Raw genomic sequence first — 17,145 nt, 5'->3', positions numbered from 1 at the left:
GATTGAGCTTTTAAAACATATACAGTTATAGACTAAAAAATCAATTTCTTAGAAACTTTTTTACCATTTTCAAGGGTAACTTGAATAATTAAAGGAGCATTATTTTTTTGAAGCGTATTAATCTCAAATGACTCTGAACTAATATTCTTCTCATTTACCAATAACTGTCCTAAAACATTATGAATTTGAACACTTTGAATTATTTCATTAGTTGCCAAGATAGATATTACATCTGAAGAAGCAATTAAGACATTAAAATCATTATCAAAGTCTTCATTTCCTAGAGTTTCATTTGTATATCGTAAAACAAATCTATCATTTAAAATTCCAGAATTTACTGAAAATGAATACGGATTTTGTCTTAAATCATGAATAACTCCTAAAACTTTGTCTTCAAGATAAATATTCTGATTCCCTGCAAAAAGTCCATCTACTGCACCAATAGCAATTTTATAAACACCATTTGAAGGTGTTTTAATTCCTAAAGGCACTCTGTCGTCTTGTACAAAAGGCAATCCTTTTCCTTGAATTGTCATCACTTGATCTGCAATTAAAGAATAGAAGTTTTGCGCACTTTTATAATCCGTTAATGCATCAAACATTCTGTCTTTTCCTGCTGTTGCGCCGTCTACATAAGCTACTAAAGTTCTGGTTGTTTCATTAGTAGGACTCACTAAGTCTAACCAAATTCTATGACGCTCAATATCGCCACCTGGAGCTGTCGTTAATACGTTTGAATTTCTAAAGAACTGACTATTGGAATATCCTTTATCGCGCATTGAATTATTAAATGTAGCAGTAGACGTAGTTGCAGTTCCAGGATTCATTAAAACAAAGAACCCTTGTCCTCCTCCAATTACACTTAATGTACCAGGACCACTAGTTGCCCCAGCACCATTTATCGCAATATAATCTGACGCTGTATAATTGTAGACAAAATTGTTATAGAACGGATCAACTGTATACGTTGGTAAATTTCCGTGCGTCCACAATCTTACAAAACCATCTAAATCAGGGTTAGCTAATAAAAATGAATTAATACTAATTGATGATGGATATGGATTTCCTAATAAATTCCAGTTATCATCTGTTACTGTTCTCATAACACCATTTGGACCAGGAGTACCCGCATTTAAATCGTTTCCACGAGCAATTGAAGGTGAATAAACCCCATTATTAGCAACACCATTGTTAAAAGTAGCAGTCCAGTTTTGATCAACAGTATTGCTAAATCCATTTGGAGCTCTTACAATATAACCTTTACCTCCTAACATTGTTGTAGATGCATTTACCCAATTCCCTTCTCCTCCATTTGGATTTAAAATTGTTGGATTCCATTCCCAATGATAATATGCAGGAGTTGCTGGCGAAATACTATTTACATCGAAACCACTAACGGGTGAAGACCAATACACATAATCCTGAAGTTTTGCTGACGCAATACGTTGGTAAGAAATATTTCCTGTATTAATTCCTGCATCACTTATTTGAACTAATGAACCATTATTTAAAACATTCAAAGTTCCATTAACCGTTAAATCGTTTTGAATTTCAACATAATCATTAGCTCTGATATCTAAAACAAAAGAAGCATTTACAATCAAACTACAACAAGAGAAATTTCCGTTTGCAGTTGTATCATAGTTACCGTTGATAATTGCTAATTTAGTTAATGTTGGAACTCCATTTGACCAACTAGTTCCATCCCAAATTGTTGCTCCTTCTTTTACAATTGCCGCCTCTGTTGCCGTATAGCAAGTAGCATCGTTTTCTCTAATTTGACAATAGTATTGATAGTTATTCAAACCACTAGTTGAAGAAATATTTAAAGTAGTAGTAGTTGCACCGCTGTAAACTCCTCCATTTGCAACTGCTGTCCAACCTGCATTCCCAGGTACATTTACATACCATTGATAAGCTAAACTGGCACCACCAGCTACACCTTCAGTTCCTGCTACACTTAACGTAGCCGTTGATGAAGAACAACTAGCATTTACATCTATAGGATTAAGCGTAACTGCAGGGCTATCTCCAGTTCCTGAAGGCGGTACTAATCCTGCGCTTGGGATACATTGACCAGCAACTAATGGTGTTGTACTCCAATCAGCAGCCACAAATGTAGTTCTTGCACTTAAAGCTCCCGCATTTCTAACCATATAATATCCTGGACCAGGAATGTATGCATGCACATCGTCAATTACAACTGTACCCGCTGCATTTCTTAATTGAATTTGATCATTTTCATTAAATCCAGCATTTAAATCACCATTAGTTGCATTTCCACAACTAGCAGCATCAACTGTAACTACTCCTAAAGCTCCTGGAGCAATCGACCCAGTTAAAGTAGCATAATTAGATATCGCAGCGCCATAATCCCCAGCTCTATAAATTCTATAATTTGATAGATTTACTGTGGCTGCTGTACCATTATATAAAGTTATAAATCCACCATCACCAGTAAACTCATCATGTAATTCATATATTATTAAATCAGTTGTTACTGGAGCGCCTTCACAAGAAGAAACATCTTTAGTAATTACAGTAAATGAAGAATAGGATAGATTACAACTTCCAGCATCTTGTATGACAATATTACCTGTTGTTGCTCCAGTTGGAACAATAACTTCAATTACTGTATTCGAAATAATATTAAAACTTGCAACTACACTTCCAAAAGAAACCGAAGTTGCAGTAGTAAAACCAGAGCCATTAATAGTTACAACAGTTCCAACTGGACCAGAAGTTGGGAAAATTGAACTCACAGAAGTTGTAGGAACACATGCATTGATTACCTGAACTGTATAATCTTCCGTTGAGCCATACGTAAATGTTCCACAAGGAGAAATTGTTCCTGCTGCACCAGCTTCTTCTTGTACAATTCTCATTCTATAATTTCCAATTGGTTGACCTGCTGGAACATTAATTGTAAAGTTTTGAATTACATTGGTATCTGTTAACGTCATTGCTAAATCAACAGTTCCGATTGTTTCATTCGCATCAAGAAAATCGCCATCGTTATTCCAATCAATCCAAAACCACCAGCTCCATCATATTGATTTCCACCATTACAATCTCCAAACTCAACTGTTAGCGTATAAGTTCCACCAACTTGTAAATCAGCACTCATAGCAGTATAATTGTTTACACCTGTAGTACAAACATTTGTTGTATTGTTTGAAATTGTTGTTGAGTAACCAATTAAAGTTACATTTTCAATTTCTGAATCTGTAGCATTTGTTGCACCAGAAGCGCAATATGTTAAAACTGGCGTACAACTTACTTCTACACCATTACTCCAATTTAAATCGTTTCTAGTAAAAATTTTAAATCTGTATGTTGATCCATTAGTCAATCCGGTCACTGTTACAGATGTACCCGTTCCTTTAAAAACAGTAAACCCTCCATCGAAAGCTGTTCCTGAACCAAAAACAGCATTATCTGTATAAGCACCGCCATTCCCTGTTGGAATTGCAGCTGTGAATGTTCCGCTTGTTGCAAACACTAATACATTATCCCTACAACCTGCAGGAGCTGTCCAACTAATTGTTGCAGTACCATTTTCACAAACAGATGTCACAGCACCTGTAACATTGTTTGGAATAGCGCTTTGTATGGTGTGCGTTCCACTAGCAAAAGCTGTTCCTGATTTATTTCCAGCCACAAAAGTTAAATCTGCAGTTGTAATAGCGTCGACAATAATTGTATGTCCAGCTGTTGCTGTGCATGGAATATCTGTGGTAATAAAGAAGTATCCTGTACTACCGTTTGTAATTAATCTTGTAAAACCTGTAAAAGTATGTGAACCCGCACCTAGTGTAGCGGTTTCATTATCTAAAAAAGTATCGGTTGCACTATTGAAAGTAGCATCTGTTGAATACCACAATTTAAAGTTTGTAATACTTGAAGCTGCGTAAGTTCCTGAAGTGTTAAAAACTACATTATTTAGAGTGGCATTAAAAGTGGTTACAGCCAAGTCAAAAGCATAAATGACATGGTTATTTACTGACTGAACAATAGTACTCGATGCTACAGCAGGATTTGCTGAACTTAATACTATGTCAGGTGTATCAGTACCCGTACCTCTTATATCAAAGTTGTAAGGATTCTCATTACTATCATCGTTAGCAATTGAAATAGTTGCATTTTTTACACCAGCGGTTGTTGGGTTAAAAGTTATTTGAAAAGTAGTACTTCCAGATACTGCTATTGGAGATAATGGAATAGTTGTTAATGAAAAATCAGCTGCATCTGGTCCTGAAATCACAACGTAAGGACTTGGGTCTGTTAAACTCAAAATACCTCCATTAGGTGAAAATGAAGTGTTCTGAATTGTAAATGTTTTTACAATTGTTCCTGAGGTAATATTAACAGAGCCAAAATCAGTATCATCAGTTAATGAAGGTGTATTATCTCCGTCTAAAATATCTACCGCATTTCCTCTAACATTTATTTCACGTGTAGTACCTCTACCTTGTACGCTGAAATTATAAGGATTTTCATTACTATCATTATTCGCAATTGTCAATACAGCATCTCTTATTCCCAGTGCACTTGGATTAAAAGTAATTTGAAAAGTAGTACTTCCAGAAGATGCAATAGGTGTTGAAGGGATTGCAGTTAAAGTAAAATCAGCTGCATGAGTTCCGCTTATCGCAACAAGCGGGGTTCCAGTTAAGTTTAAAACACCTAATCCTAAATTTTCAATAGTAAATGTTTTGACAATTGTGCCAGTAGAAATATCTGTAGAACCAAAATCAGTATTATCACCTATTGCAGATGACAAGTCGTTATCGTTTATAGTGGTACCACTTGACAGAACATTAATTTCTGGAACAGTATTAACCGTTAATGTAGCTGAGTTTGAAATAACTGATGCACAAGGAACCACACCGCTTACAACACATCTATACAAATAACCATTCATTGCTAAAGTAGCTCCAGTTATTGTCATTGTTGCGGTTGTAACATTACTATATGGCGCACCATTAGCTAAATCTACAAAACCACTTCCAGTATCTACTTGCCATTGATAAGTTGGAGTAGTTCCAGTTGCTGTAACAGAAAAAGTGGTATTACTTCCATCGCCTATTGATTGATTTGTAGGTTGAACTGAAATATTAATTGGCGTATTAATTGTAATAACACCTGTATTTATAGAATTTGTACTCCAACAACTTCCATTATATGAACGAACATAAATTGTTCCTGTTGCATTTAAAATATAATTTGACGAAGTTGGATTGGTTATGCTTGTTCCAGAAGCAGTAGTTTGCCAATAGAAACCTGCTGGATAAGATAAAGTTGCTGGGCCACACGATGGATTAGCAGAAATCGTGATGCTACCGGTTGGATCTGCTGGAATTGGATTTACATTAACCGCACCCGAAACATTACTAGTAACCGAAGCTCCACAAGCTGCCGAAACTACACAATAATAATATAATGTACCTGTTGCTGTTGTAACTGGTGTATAAGACGCACTACTTGTTCCAACTGGAGTTCCGCCAGAAGTTGTAGCTGTTGTATTACTATACCATTGATAAGACAATGTTGTACCTGTAGCTGTCACCGACAAAGCAGCCGCACCAACTCCCTGACACATGGTCTGAGTAGAAGTTGAAGGTTGTGCTGTAATTGCTGCTGAATTCTGAACTGTTAAGTTAACCGTATTATCCGAACCTAAAACCGTAGGATTATTAGAAACTACTCTAATTCTATACCCTGTTCCCGCCGTTGTTCCAGCTGGTATTGTTGCATTAATAATCCCTGAAGGATCATCACCATTTAATGATAATGTTCCGATATTAATTGGTGTACCAAAACCACCTCCAGAATTAGATAATTGTGCTGTAAAAGTATTACCGGCATTAAAAGTACCCACACTTGTAAAAGGTACCGAAACCGAAGCTCCCGTTGATGCACTTACGCAAAATGGACTACCTGTTATAGCCGTATCTGTTGTGATGGTGTTTGAGGAAGCTGGACTTGAAGTAACATTAATTTCATCAACTCCAAATTGAGGTCTAACTCCTGTTGCTGGACCAATATAGTAAAATCTCCAAAGTAATTGAACTACTGCTTGATTTTCTACAACAGTAGGTAAAGTTATAACGGGCATAACTTGTGAACTACTAGCTGCACCACCAGTATATAAAATATTTGTTACCGTACCATTTGCATCTGTCCAAGCTCCTGATGTACCAACTCTATATTGTAATCTTATTCCGTACTGACGTGGTCCAACAGCAATAGTTCTTCCTGTCCACGCAACTTGTACAGCAGTTCTGTTAGTTGTATTAATCGCTAAAACAGCCGAACCAATTCCAACACCACCAGTATTATCAAAATAAAACCCAGAAGTTCCATTTCCAACTACTTTTCCATTACCTACTGTATAATTTGAAGTAATATTAGCGCTTTCAGCAGTTCCAATTGCAGCGTCTCCAGTTCCATTTTTCCAAAACATCATATTTCCGCTTCCAACTCCTGCAACAACTCCTGTTGTATTGTCAGAACCAATAGCTCCATTTCCTGGATAAGAACCAGCTGGTACATTAGAATTCCAACCTGTTAATGTCCAACTTCCTGTAGAAAGGTCAAAAGCAGTAGGATTAGTCTGTCCCCACCCTAAAACCGAGCAAAATAACGCAACAATAAGTAATTTTAATTTCATAACTTTGAATGAAAAATATTAGATTTGGTTAAGTTTTACTTCTTTGATTAAAAAAAAGCCTACAAAGGTAAAACATAATTTTTTGATTATGAAATATTTATTGCATTATTAAATTGTTAACGAATTGAAAACTAATAAACCCCCTTTTTCCTTGAAAGAAATCTATTCTAAGATGGAATATTACTGCGCGTATCAAGAGCGTTGTTATAAAGAAGTAGAGGAAAAATTGTTTTCGTTTTCGGTTAATCAATCTGAAAAAGAGGAAATTCTGACCTATCTTATCGAAAATAATTTCATCAACGAAGAACGTTTTGCCCAGAGTTTTGTTCGTGGCAAACACAACTATAAATTTTGGGGTAAAAACCGCATTGTAAACGAATTGAAGTTTCGAAATATTTCGTCTCACATCATCACAATTGCCTTAAAAGAAATTCCAGAGGAAACGTATTTAGAAAATTTTCATCAATTAGCCGAAAAACATTGGAACAACATCACCGAACGAAAAGGTCCAAAAAAGAACAAAAAGTTCGTCGATTTCTTACTTCGTAAAGGCTATGAAACGAGTTTGATTTATGAGAAGTTGAAAGAGTTGGAAGCTGGGGGTTAGGAGTTGGGAGTTATTACACAGAGATTCACAGAGTAACATAGAGACACACTGAGGTTTAAAAAAAATATAAAGTTCTTTGTAAAACTTAACGAAACTTTAAACCGCAGATTCGCAGATTTAAAAATTTACTTTGCGTGACTTTGCGAAAAAACTTTGCGTGGCTTTGCGTTAAAATATTTGTGTGCCCTTTAAACCGCAGATTCGCAGATTTTAAAAATTTACTTTGCGTGACTTTGCGTTAAAACATTTGTATCACAATAAAATCGTACTTTTGCAAAAAAAATAATCCATGTTAGAAAATAAAGACCAATCAAGAACCAGTTTATCGCAATTAGGCGAATTTGGCTTAATTGAACACTTAACTAAAAACTTTACTATTAGTCAAGAATCAACACTAAAAGGCATTGGTGACGATGCTGCGGTATTGAATTTTGGCGATAAAAAAGCGGTAATTTCAACTGATTTATTAGTAGAAGGTGTTCATTTTGATTTGGCTTACATGCCGTTAAAACATTTAGGATACAAAGCTATTGTTGCCAATGTATCTGATATTTGCGCGATGAACGCAACTCCAACTCAAATTACAGTTTCTGTAGCTGTTTCGAATCGTTTTCCTTTGGAAGCTTTGGAAGAATTATTTGAAGGAATTACGTTAGCCTCAAAAATTTACAATGTCGATGTTATTGGTGGCGATACGACTTCTTCTCAAAAAGGATTGATTATTAGCATTACTGCAATTGGTGAAGCGAATTTAGAAGATATCGTTTACAGAAACGGCGCAAAAGAAAACGATTTATTAGTAGTTTCGGGTGATATTGGTGCGGCTTATATGGGATTGCAAGTTTTGGAACGCGAAAAACAAGTGTTTCAAGTGAATCCAAATAACCAACCGGTTTTAGATGACTACACATATTTAATAGAACGTCAATTAAAACCAGAAGCGAGAACTGATATCAAAGAACTTTTAGAAAAATTAGAAGTAAAACCAACCGCTATGATTGATATTTCGGATGGTTTGTCATCGGAGATTTTGCATTTGTGCAAACAAAGTAATGTAGGTTGTAATTTATACGAAGAGAAAATTCCAGTGGATCCGCAATTGATTAATGTGTGTGAAGAATTTAATTTGGACATCACAACCGTAGCGTTAAGCGGTGGTGAAGATTACGAATTGCTTTTCACCATTAAGATGGAAGATTTTGATAAAATCAAAGGGAATCCAAATTTCACCGTAATCGGACACATGGTGGCGGCTACTGAAGGAAATCATTTAATCACCAGAGCGAATACAAAGATTGCATTGAAAGCTAGAGGTTGGAATGCTTTGATTGATTAGTTTACAGTCGCAGTATTCAGTCGCAGTTTAAAAAGCCTTAGAGATAAAAACCCCGAATTTCAAATGAAATTCGGGGTTTACTTTATACTTTGAGCTTTTTTCTTTTTACTTCTCAACTACATTTTCATCAACCAGTTTCTCATGGAAACTTCGTTGTTGATGATATCGCGTAATTCTGAAATTTTAACTCTATCTTGTTGCATAGAATCTCTGTGACGGATGGTTACGGTTTCATCTTCTAATGTTTGATGATCTACTGTGATACAAAATGGTGTTCCTAAAGCATCCTGTCTTCTATAACGTCTTCCTACGGCGTCTTTTTCATCATACGCTACGTTGAAATCCCATTTTAAATCATCGATAATTTTACGTGCTACTTCTGGCAAACCATCTTTTTTAACTAATGGTAAAACGGCAGCTTTTGTTGGTGCTAATACAGAAGGTAAACGTAAAACTGTTCTTGTAGAACCGTCTTCCAACACTTCTTCTTGTAATGATTTTGAGAACACTGCTAAGAACATTCTATCTAATCCTACTGAAGTTTCTACTACATATGGCACATAGTTTTTGTTTTCTTCGGTATCGAAATATTGTAATTTTTTACCTGAGAATTGTTCGTGTGCTTTTAAATCGAAATCGGTTCTCGAGTGAATTCCTTCTAATTCTTTGAATCCGAATGGGAAATTAAATTCGATATCCGCAGCAGCATTAGCGTAATGTGCTAATTTCTCGTGATCGTGGAAACGATAGTTTTCTTTTCCTAAACCAAGCGATTGATGCCAAGCTAAACGTGTCGTTTTCCAGTATTCGTACCATTTCATTTCTTCACCTGGCTTAACGAAAAACTGCATTTCCATTTGTTCAAATTCACGCATACGGAAAATGAATTGTCGCGCCACGATTTCGTTTCTAAACGCTTTACCCGTTTGAGCAATTCCAAAAGGAATTTTCATACGACCTGTTTTTTGAACGTTTAAGAAGTTTACGAAAATACCTTGAGCCGTTTCTGGACGAAGATATAAATCCATTGCGTTTTCAGCAGAAGCGCCTAATTTAGTTCCGAACATTAAGTTGAATTGCTTCACATCCGTCCAGTTTTTTGAACCACTTTCTGGACAAGCAATTTCTAATTCTTCGATTAAGGCTTTTACATCGGCAAGGTTTTCTGTCTCTAAAGAACGAGCCATTCTTTCTAGAATTTCCTTCTTTTTAGACAAATATTCCATCACACGAGGATTCGTTGTTTTGTATTGCTCTTCATCAAATGAAGCCCCAAAACGCTCACGTGCTTTGTCGATTTCTTTTTGTGCTTTTTGATTTAATTTTTCGGCATAATCCTCAATTAAAACATCGGCACGATATCTTTTTTTAGAATCTTTATTGTCGATTAATGGATCGTTAAACGCATCAACGTGTCCAGAAGCTTTCCAAGTGGTTGGATGCATTAAAATTGCAGCGTCTAATCCTACAATATTTTCGTGCATTTGCACCATTGATTGCCACCAGTATTCACGGATGTTCTTTTTTAACTCCACACCATTTTGTGCATAGTCATAAACCGCACTTAAACCATCGTAAATTTCGCTGGACGGAAATATAAATCCGTACTCTTTTGCATGCGAAACTACATTTTTGAAAATATCATCTTGTTTTGCCATAGTGCAAAAGTAAAAATAGGAATGAAATAAAGAAAAGAAATTAAGGAATAAAAATAAGAATTATTAATATTCGAAAATTGTAGTACCAATTTTAACAAAATCGTGGTAAATATTGATTTTGTATTTCCCTTTAATTGTTTTATCTTTTTCTAAATCGACATAAGTACAAACATCGGTATCTTGTTTTTGGTAATTAGCGTTTACTGAAGCACTATATTGCAATTTGACATTATCTTTTGATTCGACTGAAGTATTGCCTGCTGAAATAATTTGATTTTTCGGATTAACCACCTGAATATAAACAGTCTTATTGCCAGAGTGAACCAATTGATTTTCTTCTAAAGTAAAGCAAACTCGCAATTGTTGAATTTTAGCTTCACTCATATTGTAAGCATCAGAGTAAATTTTAACTCCTTTGGCATTTATGTTTAATGCAGAAAGGTTATTTGTTTTAGAGTTGTTCTTTTTGGTTTCAGCTAAATTAGATACAGTAAGATTACGTTTCTCTTTTTTTGCTTTTTGCAATTCTTTTGCATAAAAAACAATGGAATCTTGTACAAGACTACTTTTAGAAGATTTATCTACAATAGCGTTAGGTTTGATTACTTGATCAAATTTAATACTGTCGATTTTATTCTTAGCGCTAACTGAATCGTATTTGTGAAGAATTTCAGTTAACTGACTTTCAAGAACTTTGTTCTCTAAATCAGAGCTTTCTACATAGGCATTAAATTCATCTAAAACTTTATAATATTTGACACCTAAAAATAACGACAACAGCATCAATATTAAGATGCTAATTTTTGTTATTTTGTTTTTTCTGCGTGCCATTTTATAAACTTTTTTATAAATTTATTTAAAAATGTTAATGTTGATATAATTAATCGATAAAATGGTAAAATATCTGTTAAACTTACTTTTTCCAAAACTTTGTATGGGATGTGACTCATTACTACTTCAAAATGAAAAAATCATTTGTACGAATTGTAATCATCACTTGCCTTATACCAACCATCATATTTTGGCCGGCAATGATACAACAAAAAAATTTTATGGCATAATTCCCGTTGAATTTAGTGCCGCCATGTTGTATTTTCATCATAAAGGAATTGTTCGCAACTTAATCCATAATTTAAAATATAAAAATCATCAAGAAATAGGTTCTTTACTAGGAAAATGGTATTCCAAAGATTTAAAAACTGTGAGCCAAATAAAAACTGTCTCCGAAATTATTCCTGTTCCATTACACAAAAAAAGATTAGAAGAACGAGGTTATAATCAAGTTACTACTTTTTGCGAAGCTTTGTCAAAAGAACTTGAAATACCTTACAATCCGAACTTATTATATAGAAGTCGCTATTCGAAAACACAAACCAAAAAAGACAAAGAAAACAGAAAAGATATTGCCAACTCCTTATTTGATGTAAATTTCAACGAAGCTGACCACAACAAACATTTCTTACTTGTTGACGACGTAATGACATCGGGCGCTACACTTGAAGCTTGTGCAAAAGCTTTACTAAAAATTCCAAACTGCAAAATTAGCATTGTAACTATTGCCTACACGCTATCATAAAAATTACTAAAAATTGTATGTTTGTACTAATTATAGTCGTTATTTTGCAACACCATTATTTAAGAAAATGATAAAATTTAAACACATAGCCTTTTTATTGGCAAGCCTTTTATTGTTAACCAATTGCGCTAAAAGAGGCACTATTACTGGTGGCGATAAAGATACTATTGCACCTAAGATTATATATAGTTCTCCTGATAATTTTTCCACTAATTTTAAAGGAAACGAAATCAAAATCAATTTTGATGAATTAATTAAAATAAAAGACATCAATAAACAATTGATTATTTCACCTCCAATGAAAAAACAACCTATTATTGTACCTCAAGGAAGTGCTAGTAAATTTATTTCGATTAAAATTTTAGATACTTTAGCGCCAAACACTACTTATAGTTTCAACTTTGGTCAAAGTATTACCGATAACAATGAAGGAAATCCTTATTCACAATTCAAATACGTTTTATCTACCGGAAGCTATGTTGACTCTCTAACCGTTGTAGGAAAAGTTAAAGACGCATATGAGCAAAAACCAGATAGTTTTATTAGTGTTATGCTTTATGATGCTAAAACATTTACTGATTCAACCGTATACAAAGAAACTCCTCTTTACGTTACTAATACCTTAGATAGTTTAAAAGTATTTTCACTTGAGAACTTAAAAGAAGGTTCCTATAGAATTATTGCCTTAAAAGACATAGGCAACAACAACAAATTTAATCCTGAAACCGATAAAATTGGTTTTATAGATTTTCCAATTACTACACCAACTAAAGATCTATTTGAATTAGAATTATTTAAAGAAGAAAAAGTATTCAAAGTTGAAAAACCAACTCAAGAAAGTAATAATAAGCTATATTTAGGTTACCAAGGCAAATTTAAAAACACCAAAATAAAAGCTTCCTATAACAATAAAGAAATTCCAATCCGAATTGCAAAATTTCCAACGGCTGATAAAGATTCTGTTCAGATTTTTTATCCCGATATCAAAATGGATTCCATTCAAATTGATGTCTCAAATGGAACTTATTCTAAAAGCTTTACTACTAAACTTAAAAACCTAAAAGAAGCTGATACTCTAAATATAGAAAGCAAAACAGGTGGAATTTTGGCTTTTACTAATCCTTATGTTTTAAAATCAAACACTCCAATTGTTTCTATTGATGAATCTAAAATAATACTTCGAAATAAAGATTCAATCAATGTGAAATTTTCATCTAAATTTGTCGAATTTGATCAAGAAATAACTTTTGATTTTATAAAAGAAGAAAATGAAAAATATACGCTAGAATTATTACCTGGTGCAATCAAAGATTTTTATGACACTACAAATGATTCTCTAAAATATAATTTTTCAACGAAGCAACTTTCCGATTATGGTAACCTAAGAATCAATTTAACGAATGCAAAACGTTTTCCGATTATAGTAGAACTACTAGATAAAGAAAATGTTCTATACAGAATGTCTTCTTCCGATAAAACAAGTTTTTTCTTTGAAACCATTGAACCAAAGCTTTACACTGTTAGAATTATTTATGATGATAACGCAAATGACGAATGGGATACTGGAAATTACTTAGCCAAAAAACAAGCCGAAGAAATCATTTATTTCCCTAAGCTCATTGATGTAAGGGCCAATTGGGATGTAGAACAAGATTTTATATTGGATTAGCGGATTTCAAAATCATCTCTATCATTCAGAAAATTGAATTTAGCTCTGGCTTCATTTTGGGACGTTTTATCCAGTTCAAAGATAAAAACACCTAGTTCATCTTCACAATCTACAATAGTTTTTCCTAAATAATCAAATGCTTGAGAATGTCCAGGATATTCTAAATGATTGGCGTCTTCTCCTATTCTGTTTACGCCAATGGTGTAACACATATTTTCTATAGCACGAGCTTTAAGTAGCGCATCCCAAGCGTTAATTCGAGGTTTTGGCCAATTGGCTACGTACAATAACAAATCGTAATTCTCCTTATTTCTAGCGAAAACTGGAAAACGTAAATCGTAGCAAATTTGCAAACAAATATTCCAATTGTTATAGTTCACAATTACTTTTTCAGTTCCTTTTGTATAGACTTTTTCTTCTCCAGCCAAAGTAAATAAATGTCTTTTATTGTAAAATTGTACTTCACCAGAAGGAAAAACAAAGACCATTCGGTTATAATAATTATTGTCTTCTTTTATTACTAAACTTCCTGTAATAGCGCAGGTTTTCTTTTTAGCTAAATCTTTTAACCAAGTCATTGTTTCGCCTTCCATGGTTTCCGCAACAGCCGATGGATTCATGGTAAAACCAGAAGTAAACATTTCAGGCAAGACGAATAAATCAAACGATTCGTCTTCATTCAAGAAATATTCTTCAATGAATTTCCGATTTACTTGTGGATTTTCCCAAGCTAATTTGGTTTGAAAAAGTGCGATTTTCATTAGATAAAATTTTCATTAAAAATACAAAAAAACGCATCCAAATAAATGAATGCGTTTTATTATTTTGAAGTTTCTAATGAATTATTTCAAAGAAGCTTTTAAGTATTCTCTGTTCATACGAGCGATGTTTTCTAACGAAATTCCTTTTGGACATTCTATTTCACATGCTCCCGTATTCGTACAATTTCCGAATCCTTCTTCGTCCATTTGACGTACCATGTTTAAAACACGTTGTGTAGCTTCAACTTTACCTTGTGGCAATAAAGCATATTGCGATACTTTAGCTCCAACGAATAACATAGCAGAACCGTTTTTACATGTTGCTACACATGCTCCACATCCAATACAAGCCGCAGCTTCAAACGCTTTGTCTGCATCGTCTTTAGGAACTGGAATTGAGTTTGCGTCAATCGTATTTCCTGAAGTATTTACCGATACGAAACCACCCGCTTGTTGAATTCTATCAAAAGCACTTCTGTCAACAACTAAGTCTTTAATTACTGGAAACGCTTTACTTCTCCATGGTTCGATGTAGATAGTATCACCATCATTAAACATTCTCATGTGTAACTGACAAGTAGTAATTCCTGTATCAGGTCCGTGAGCACGTCCGTTGATGTATAAAGAACACATACCGCAAATACCTTCACGACAATCGTGATCAAAAGCAACTGGCTCTTTTCTTTCGTTAATTAATTGCTCGTTTAATTGGTCTAACATTTCCAAAAACGAACTTGCAGTAGAAACATTATCTAATTTATAAGTTTCCATGCTACCTTTTGAACTTGCGTTCTTTTGACGCCAAATTTTAAGGTTTATGTTTATATTTTTTGCTGCACTCATAATCTATTATTTGTAATTTCTAGCTGCAATTTTAATTTCCTCGTATTTCAATTCTTCTTTGTGAAGTTCTTCTTTACTGATGTCATCTCCTTTGTATTCCCAAGCTCCAACAAATTTGAAGTTTTCGTCATCACGTAATGTTTCACCTTCAGCATCTTGGTATTCTTCACGGAAGTGACCACCACAAGACTCTTTACGTTGCAAAGCATCCATTGCCATTAATTGACCTAATTCGATGAAGTCTGCCACTCTTAAAGCTTTTTCTAACTCTGGATTTAATTCGTCTGCACTTCCAGGAACATATACATCTTTGTAGAAATCTTCTTTTAATTGAGCGATTTCAGCAATAGCTTCTGTTAATCCTTTTTCGTTACGAGCCATACCTACTTTATTCCACATAATTAAACCTAATTTTTTGTGGAAATAATCAACTGACTTAGTACCGTTGTTGTTTAAGAATTTACTAATTGAATCTTTAACTCTAGCTTCTGCTTCAGCAAATTCTGGCGATTCAGTAGAAATTTTACCTGTTCTGATTTCGTCCGCTAAATAGTTAGAAATTGTGTAAGGTAATACAAAATATCCATCCGCTAAACCTTGCATTAAAGCCGAAGCTCCTAAACGGTTAGCTCCGTGGTCAGAGAAGTTAGCCTCTCCTGCTACGAAACAACCTGGGATTGTAGATTGTAAGTTATAATCAACCCAAACACCACCCATAGTATAGTGAACTGCTGGATAAATTTTCATTGGCGTTTCGTAAGGATTCTCATCGGTGATTTTTTGATACATCGTAAACAAGTTACCATATTTCTCTTCTAACCACTGTTTTCCTAAAGCTGTAATTTCTTCTGGAGTTGGATTATGATTTCCTTTCGCGTAAGCTGCTTGACGTCCTTTAGTTTGAATTTCCGTAGAGAAATCTAAGTAAACTCCTTCATTAGTATCGTTAGCTTCGATTCCGTAACCAGCATCACAACGTTCTTTTGCAGCTCTTGAAGCTACGTCACGTGGTACTAAATTACCGAAAGCTGGATATCTTCTTTCTAAGTAATAATCTCTATCTTCTTCTGCAATTTGTGTTGGTTTTAATTTCCCAGCTCTGATTGCTTCTGCATCTTCTTTTTTCTTTGGTACCCAAATACGTCCTGAGTTACGTAACGATTCAGACATCAACGTTAATTTTGACTGATTTGTTCCGTGAACTGGAATACATGTTGGGTGAATTTGTACATAACATGGATTTGCAAATAACGCTCCTTGCTTGTGGATTTTCCATCCAGCTGTTACGTTACTTCCCATTGCATTTGTAGAAAGGAAATATACGTTTCCGTAACCTCCAGAAGCGATAACAACTGCGTGAGCTGAATGTCTTTCGATTTCTCCTGTGATTAAGTTACGAGCGATAATTCCACGCGCTTTTCCATCCACTTTAACTAAATCTAACATTTCGTGACGGTTGTACATTTTTACACGACCTAACCCGATTTGTCTTGATAAAGCTGAATATGCTCCTAATAACAATTGTTGTCCTGTTTGTCCAGCAGCATAGAAAGTACGTTGTACTTGCGTACCACCAAACGAACGGTTGTCTAACATTCCCCCATATTCGCGAGCAAAAGGAACACCTTGCGCCACACATTGGTCAATAATATTTCCAGAAACTTCAGCTAAACGGTGAACGTTTGCTTCACGCGCACGGTAGTCACCACCTTTGATAGTATCATAGAAAAGACGGTAAACACTATCACCATCATTTTGATAATTTTTTGCTGCATTGATACCTCCTTGAGCGGCAATTGAGTGTGCGCGACGAGGAGAATCTTGAAAACAGAATGCTTTTACATTATACCCCATTTCTCCAAGAGAAGCAGCAGCAGAAGCACCTGCTAAACCAGTTCCAACCACAATAATATCGATTTTTGGTCTATTATTTGGAGCAACTAATTTCAAGTGATTTTTATGATCAGTCCATTTGTCTTTTAATGGACCCGCTGGTATTTTAGAATCTAACTTCATAATATA

Annotated in this window: 11 protein-coding genes; 4 read left to right on the top strand and 7 right to left on the bottom strand. The window is 34.6% G+C overall.

Annotation, left to right across the window (positions count from 1 at the left end; genetic code table 11):
* Positions 1 to 32 precede the first annotated feature (32 nt).
* Positions 33 to 2,984, bottom strand: coding sequence for a GEVED domain-containing protein (locus ACE3PD_RS03940; RefSeq protein WP_374399809.1), 2,952 nt, complete (start codon positions 2,982 to 2,984; stop codon positions 33 to 35).
* A complete protein-coding gene (locus ACE3PD_RS03935) occupies positions 2,966 to 6,673 on the bottom strand; it encodes a beta strand repeat-containing protein (RefSeq protein ID WP_374399730.1) in 3,708 nt (1,235 codons plus the stop codon). The genes ACE3PD_RS03940 and ACE3PD_RS03935 overlap by 19 nt, the downstream gene beginning before the upstream one ends.
* A gap of 172 nt (positions 6,674 to 6,845) precedes the next feature.
* On the opposite strand from ACE3PD_RS03935, the gene ACE3PD_RS03930 reads away from it, so the two are divergent.
* Together ACE3PD_RS03930 and thiL are read left to right on the top strand one after the other, a co-directional pair.
* The gene (locus tag ACE3PD_RS03930) at positions 6,846 to 7,280 is read left to right on the top strand and encodes a regulatory protein RecX (protein ID WP_374399728.1); all 435 of its coding nucleotides are present in this window, start codon (positions 6,846 to 6,848) and stop codon (positions 7,278 to 7,280) included.
* 289 nt (positions 7,281 to 7,569) lie between these two features.
* Complete coding sequence (gene thiL, locus ACE3PD_RS03925) at positions 7,570 to 8,616, top strand: thiamine-phosphate kinase (RefSeq protein WP_374399726.1); 1,047 nt, start codon at positions 7,570 to 7,572, stop codon at positions 8,614 to 8,616.
* Positions 8,617 to 8,732: 116 nt separating this feature from the next.
* Here thiL and ACE3PD_RS03920 read toward each other — a convergent pair whose 3' ends face one another.
* Entirely contained in the window at positions 8,733 to 10,274 is a 1,542-nt protein-coding gene (locus ACE3PD_RS03920) for a glycine--tRNA ligase (RefSeq protein ID WP_374399724.1), read from the bottom strand.
* Positions 10,275 to 10,337: 63 nt separating this feature from the next.
* Entirely contained in the window at positions 10,338 to 11,105 is a 768-nt protein-coding gene (locus tag ACE3PD_RS03915) for a hypothetical protein (RefSeq protein ID WP_374399722.1), read from the bottom strand.
* A 61-nt stretch (positions 11,106 to 11,166) separates the two neighbouring features.
* On the opposite strand from ACE3PD_RS03915, the gene ACE3PD_RS03910 reads away from it, so the two are divergent.
* Both ACE3PD_RS03910 and ACE3PD_RS03905 read left to right on the top strand, forming a co-directional pair.
* Positions 11,167 to 11,850: a ComF family protein gene (locus ACE3PD_RS03910; protein WP_374399720.1), complete on the top strand. Its 684-nt coding sequence runs from the start codon at positions 11,167 to 11,169 to the stop codon at positions 11,848 to 11,850.
* Positions 11,851 to 11,917: 67 nt separating this feature from the next.
* Positions 11,918 to 13,519 (top strand): Ig-like domain-containing protein, encoded by a 1,602-nt coding sequence (locus ACE3PD_RS03905; protein WP_374399718.1) that lies wholly within the window; start codon positions 11,918 to 11,920, stop codon positions 13,517 to 13,519.
* Here the strand turns inward: ACE3PD_RS03905 and ACE3PD_RS03900 are convergent.
* The 3 genes from ACE3PD_RS03900 to ACE3PD_RS03890 all read right to left on the bottom strand — a co-directional run bounded on the left by ACE3PD_RS03900 (position 13,516) and on the right by ACE3PD_RS03890 (position 17,139).
* Positions 13,516 to 14,280 (bottom strand): nitrilase family protein, encoded by a 765-nt coding sequence (locus ACE3PD_RS03900; protein ID WP_374399716.1) that lies wholly within the window; start codon positions 14,278 to 14,280, stop codon positions 13,516 to 13,518. The genes ACE3PD_RS03905 and ACE3PD_RS03900 overlap by 4 nt on opposite strands.
* 81 nt (positions 14,281 to 14,361) lie before the next feature.
* Positions 14,362 to 15,123 (bottom strand): succinate dehydrogenase/fumarate reductase iron-sulfur subunit, encoded by a 762-nt coding sequence (locus ACE3PD_RS03895; protein WP_374399714.1) that lies wholly within the window; start codon positions 15,121 to 15,123, stop codon positions 14,362 to 14,364.
* Between the two features lie 6 nt (positions 15,124 to 15,129).
* Positions 15,130 to 17,139 (bottom strand): fumarate reductase/succinate dehydrogenase flavoprotein subunit, encoded by a 2,010-nt coding sequence (locus ACE3PD_RS03890; protein ID WP_374399712.1) that lies wholly within the window; start codon positions 17,137 to 17,139, stop codon positions 15,130 to 15,132.
* Positions 17,140 to 17,145 lie beyond the last annotated feature (6 nt).

It is taken from the genome of Flavobacterium sp., assembly GCF_041911335.1.
Taxonomy (GTDB): domain Bacteria; phylum Bacteroidota; class Bacteroidia; order Flavobacteriales; family Flavobacteriaceae; genus Flavobacterium.
The sequence above is the reverse complement of the archived record's forward strand: the minus strand, read 5'-3'. Positions and strand labels throughout refer to the sequence as shown.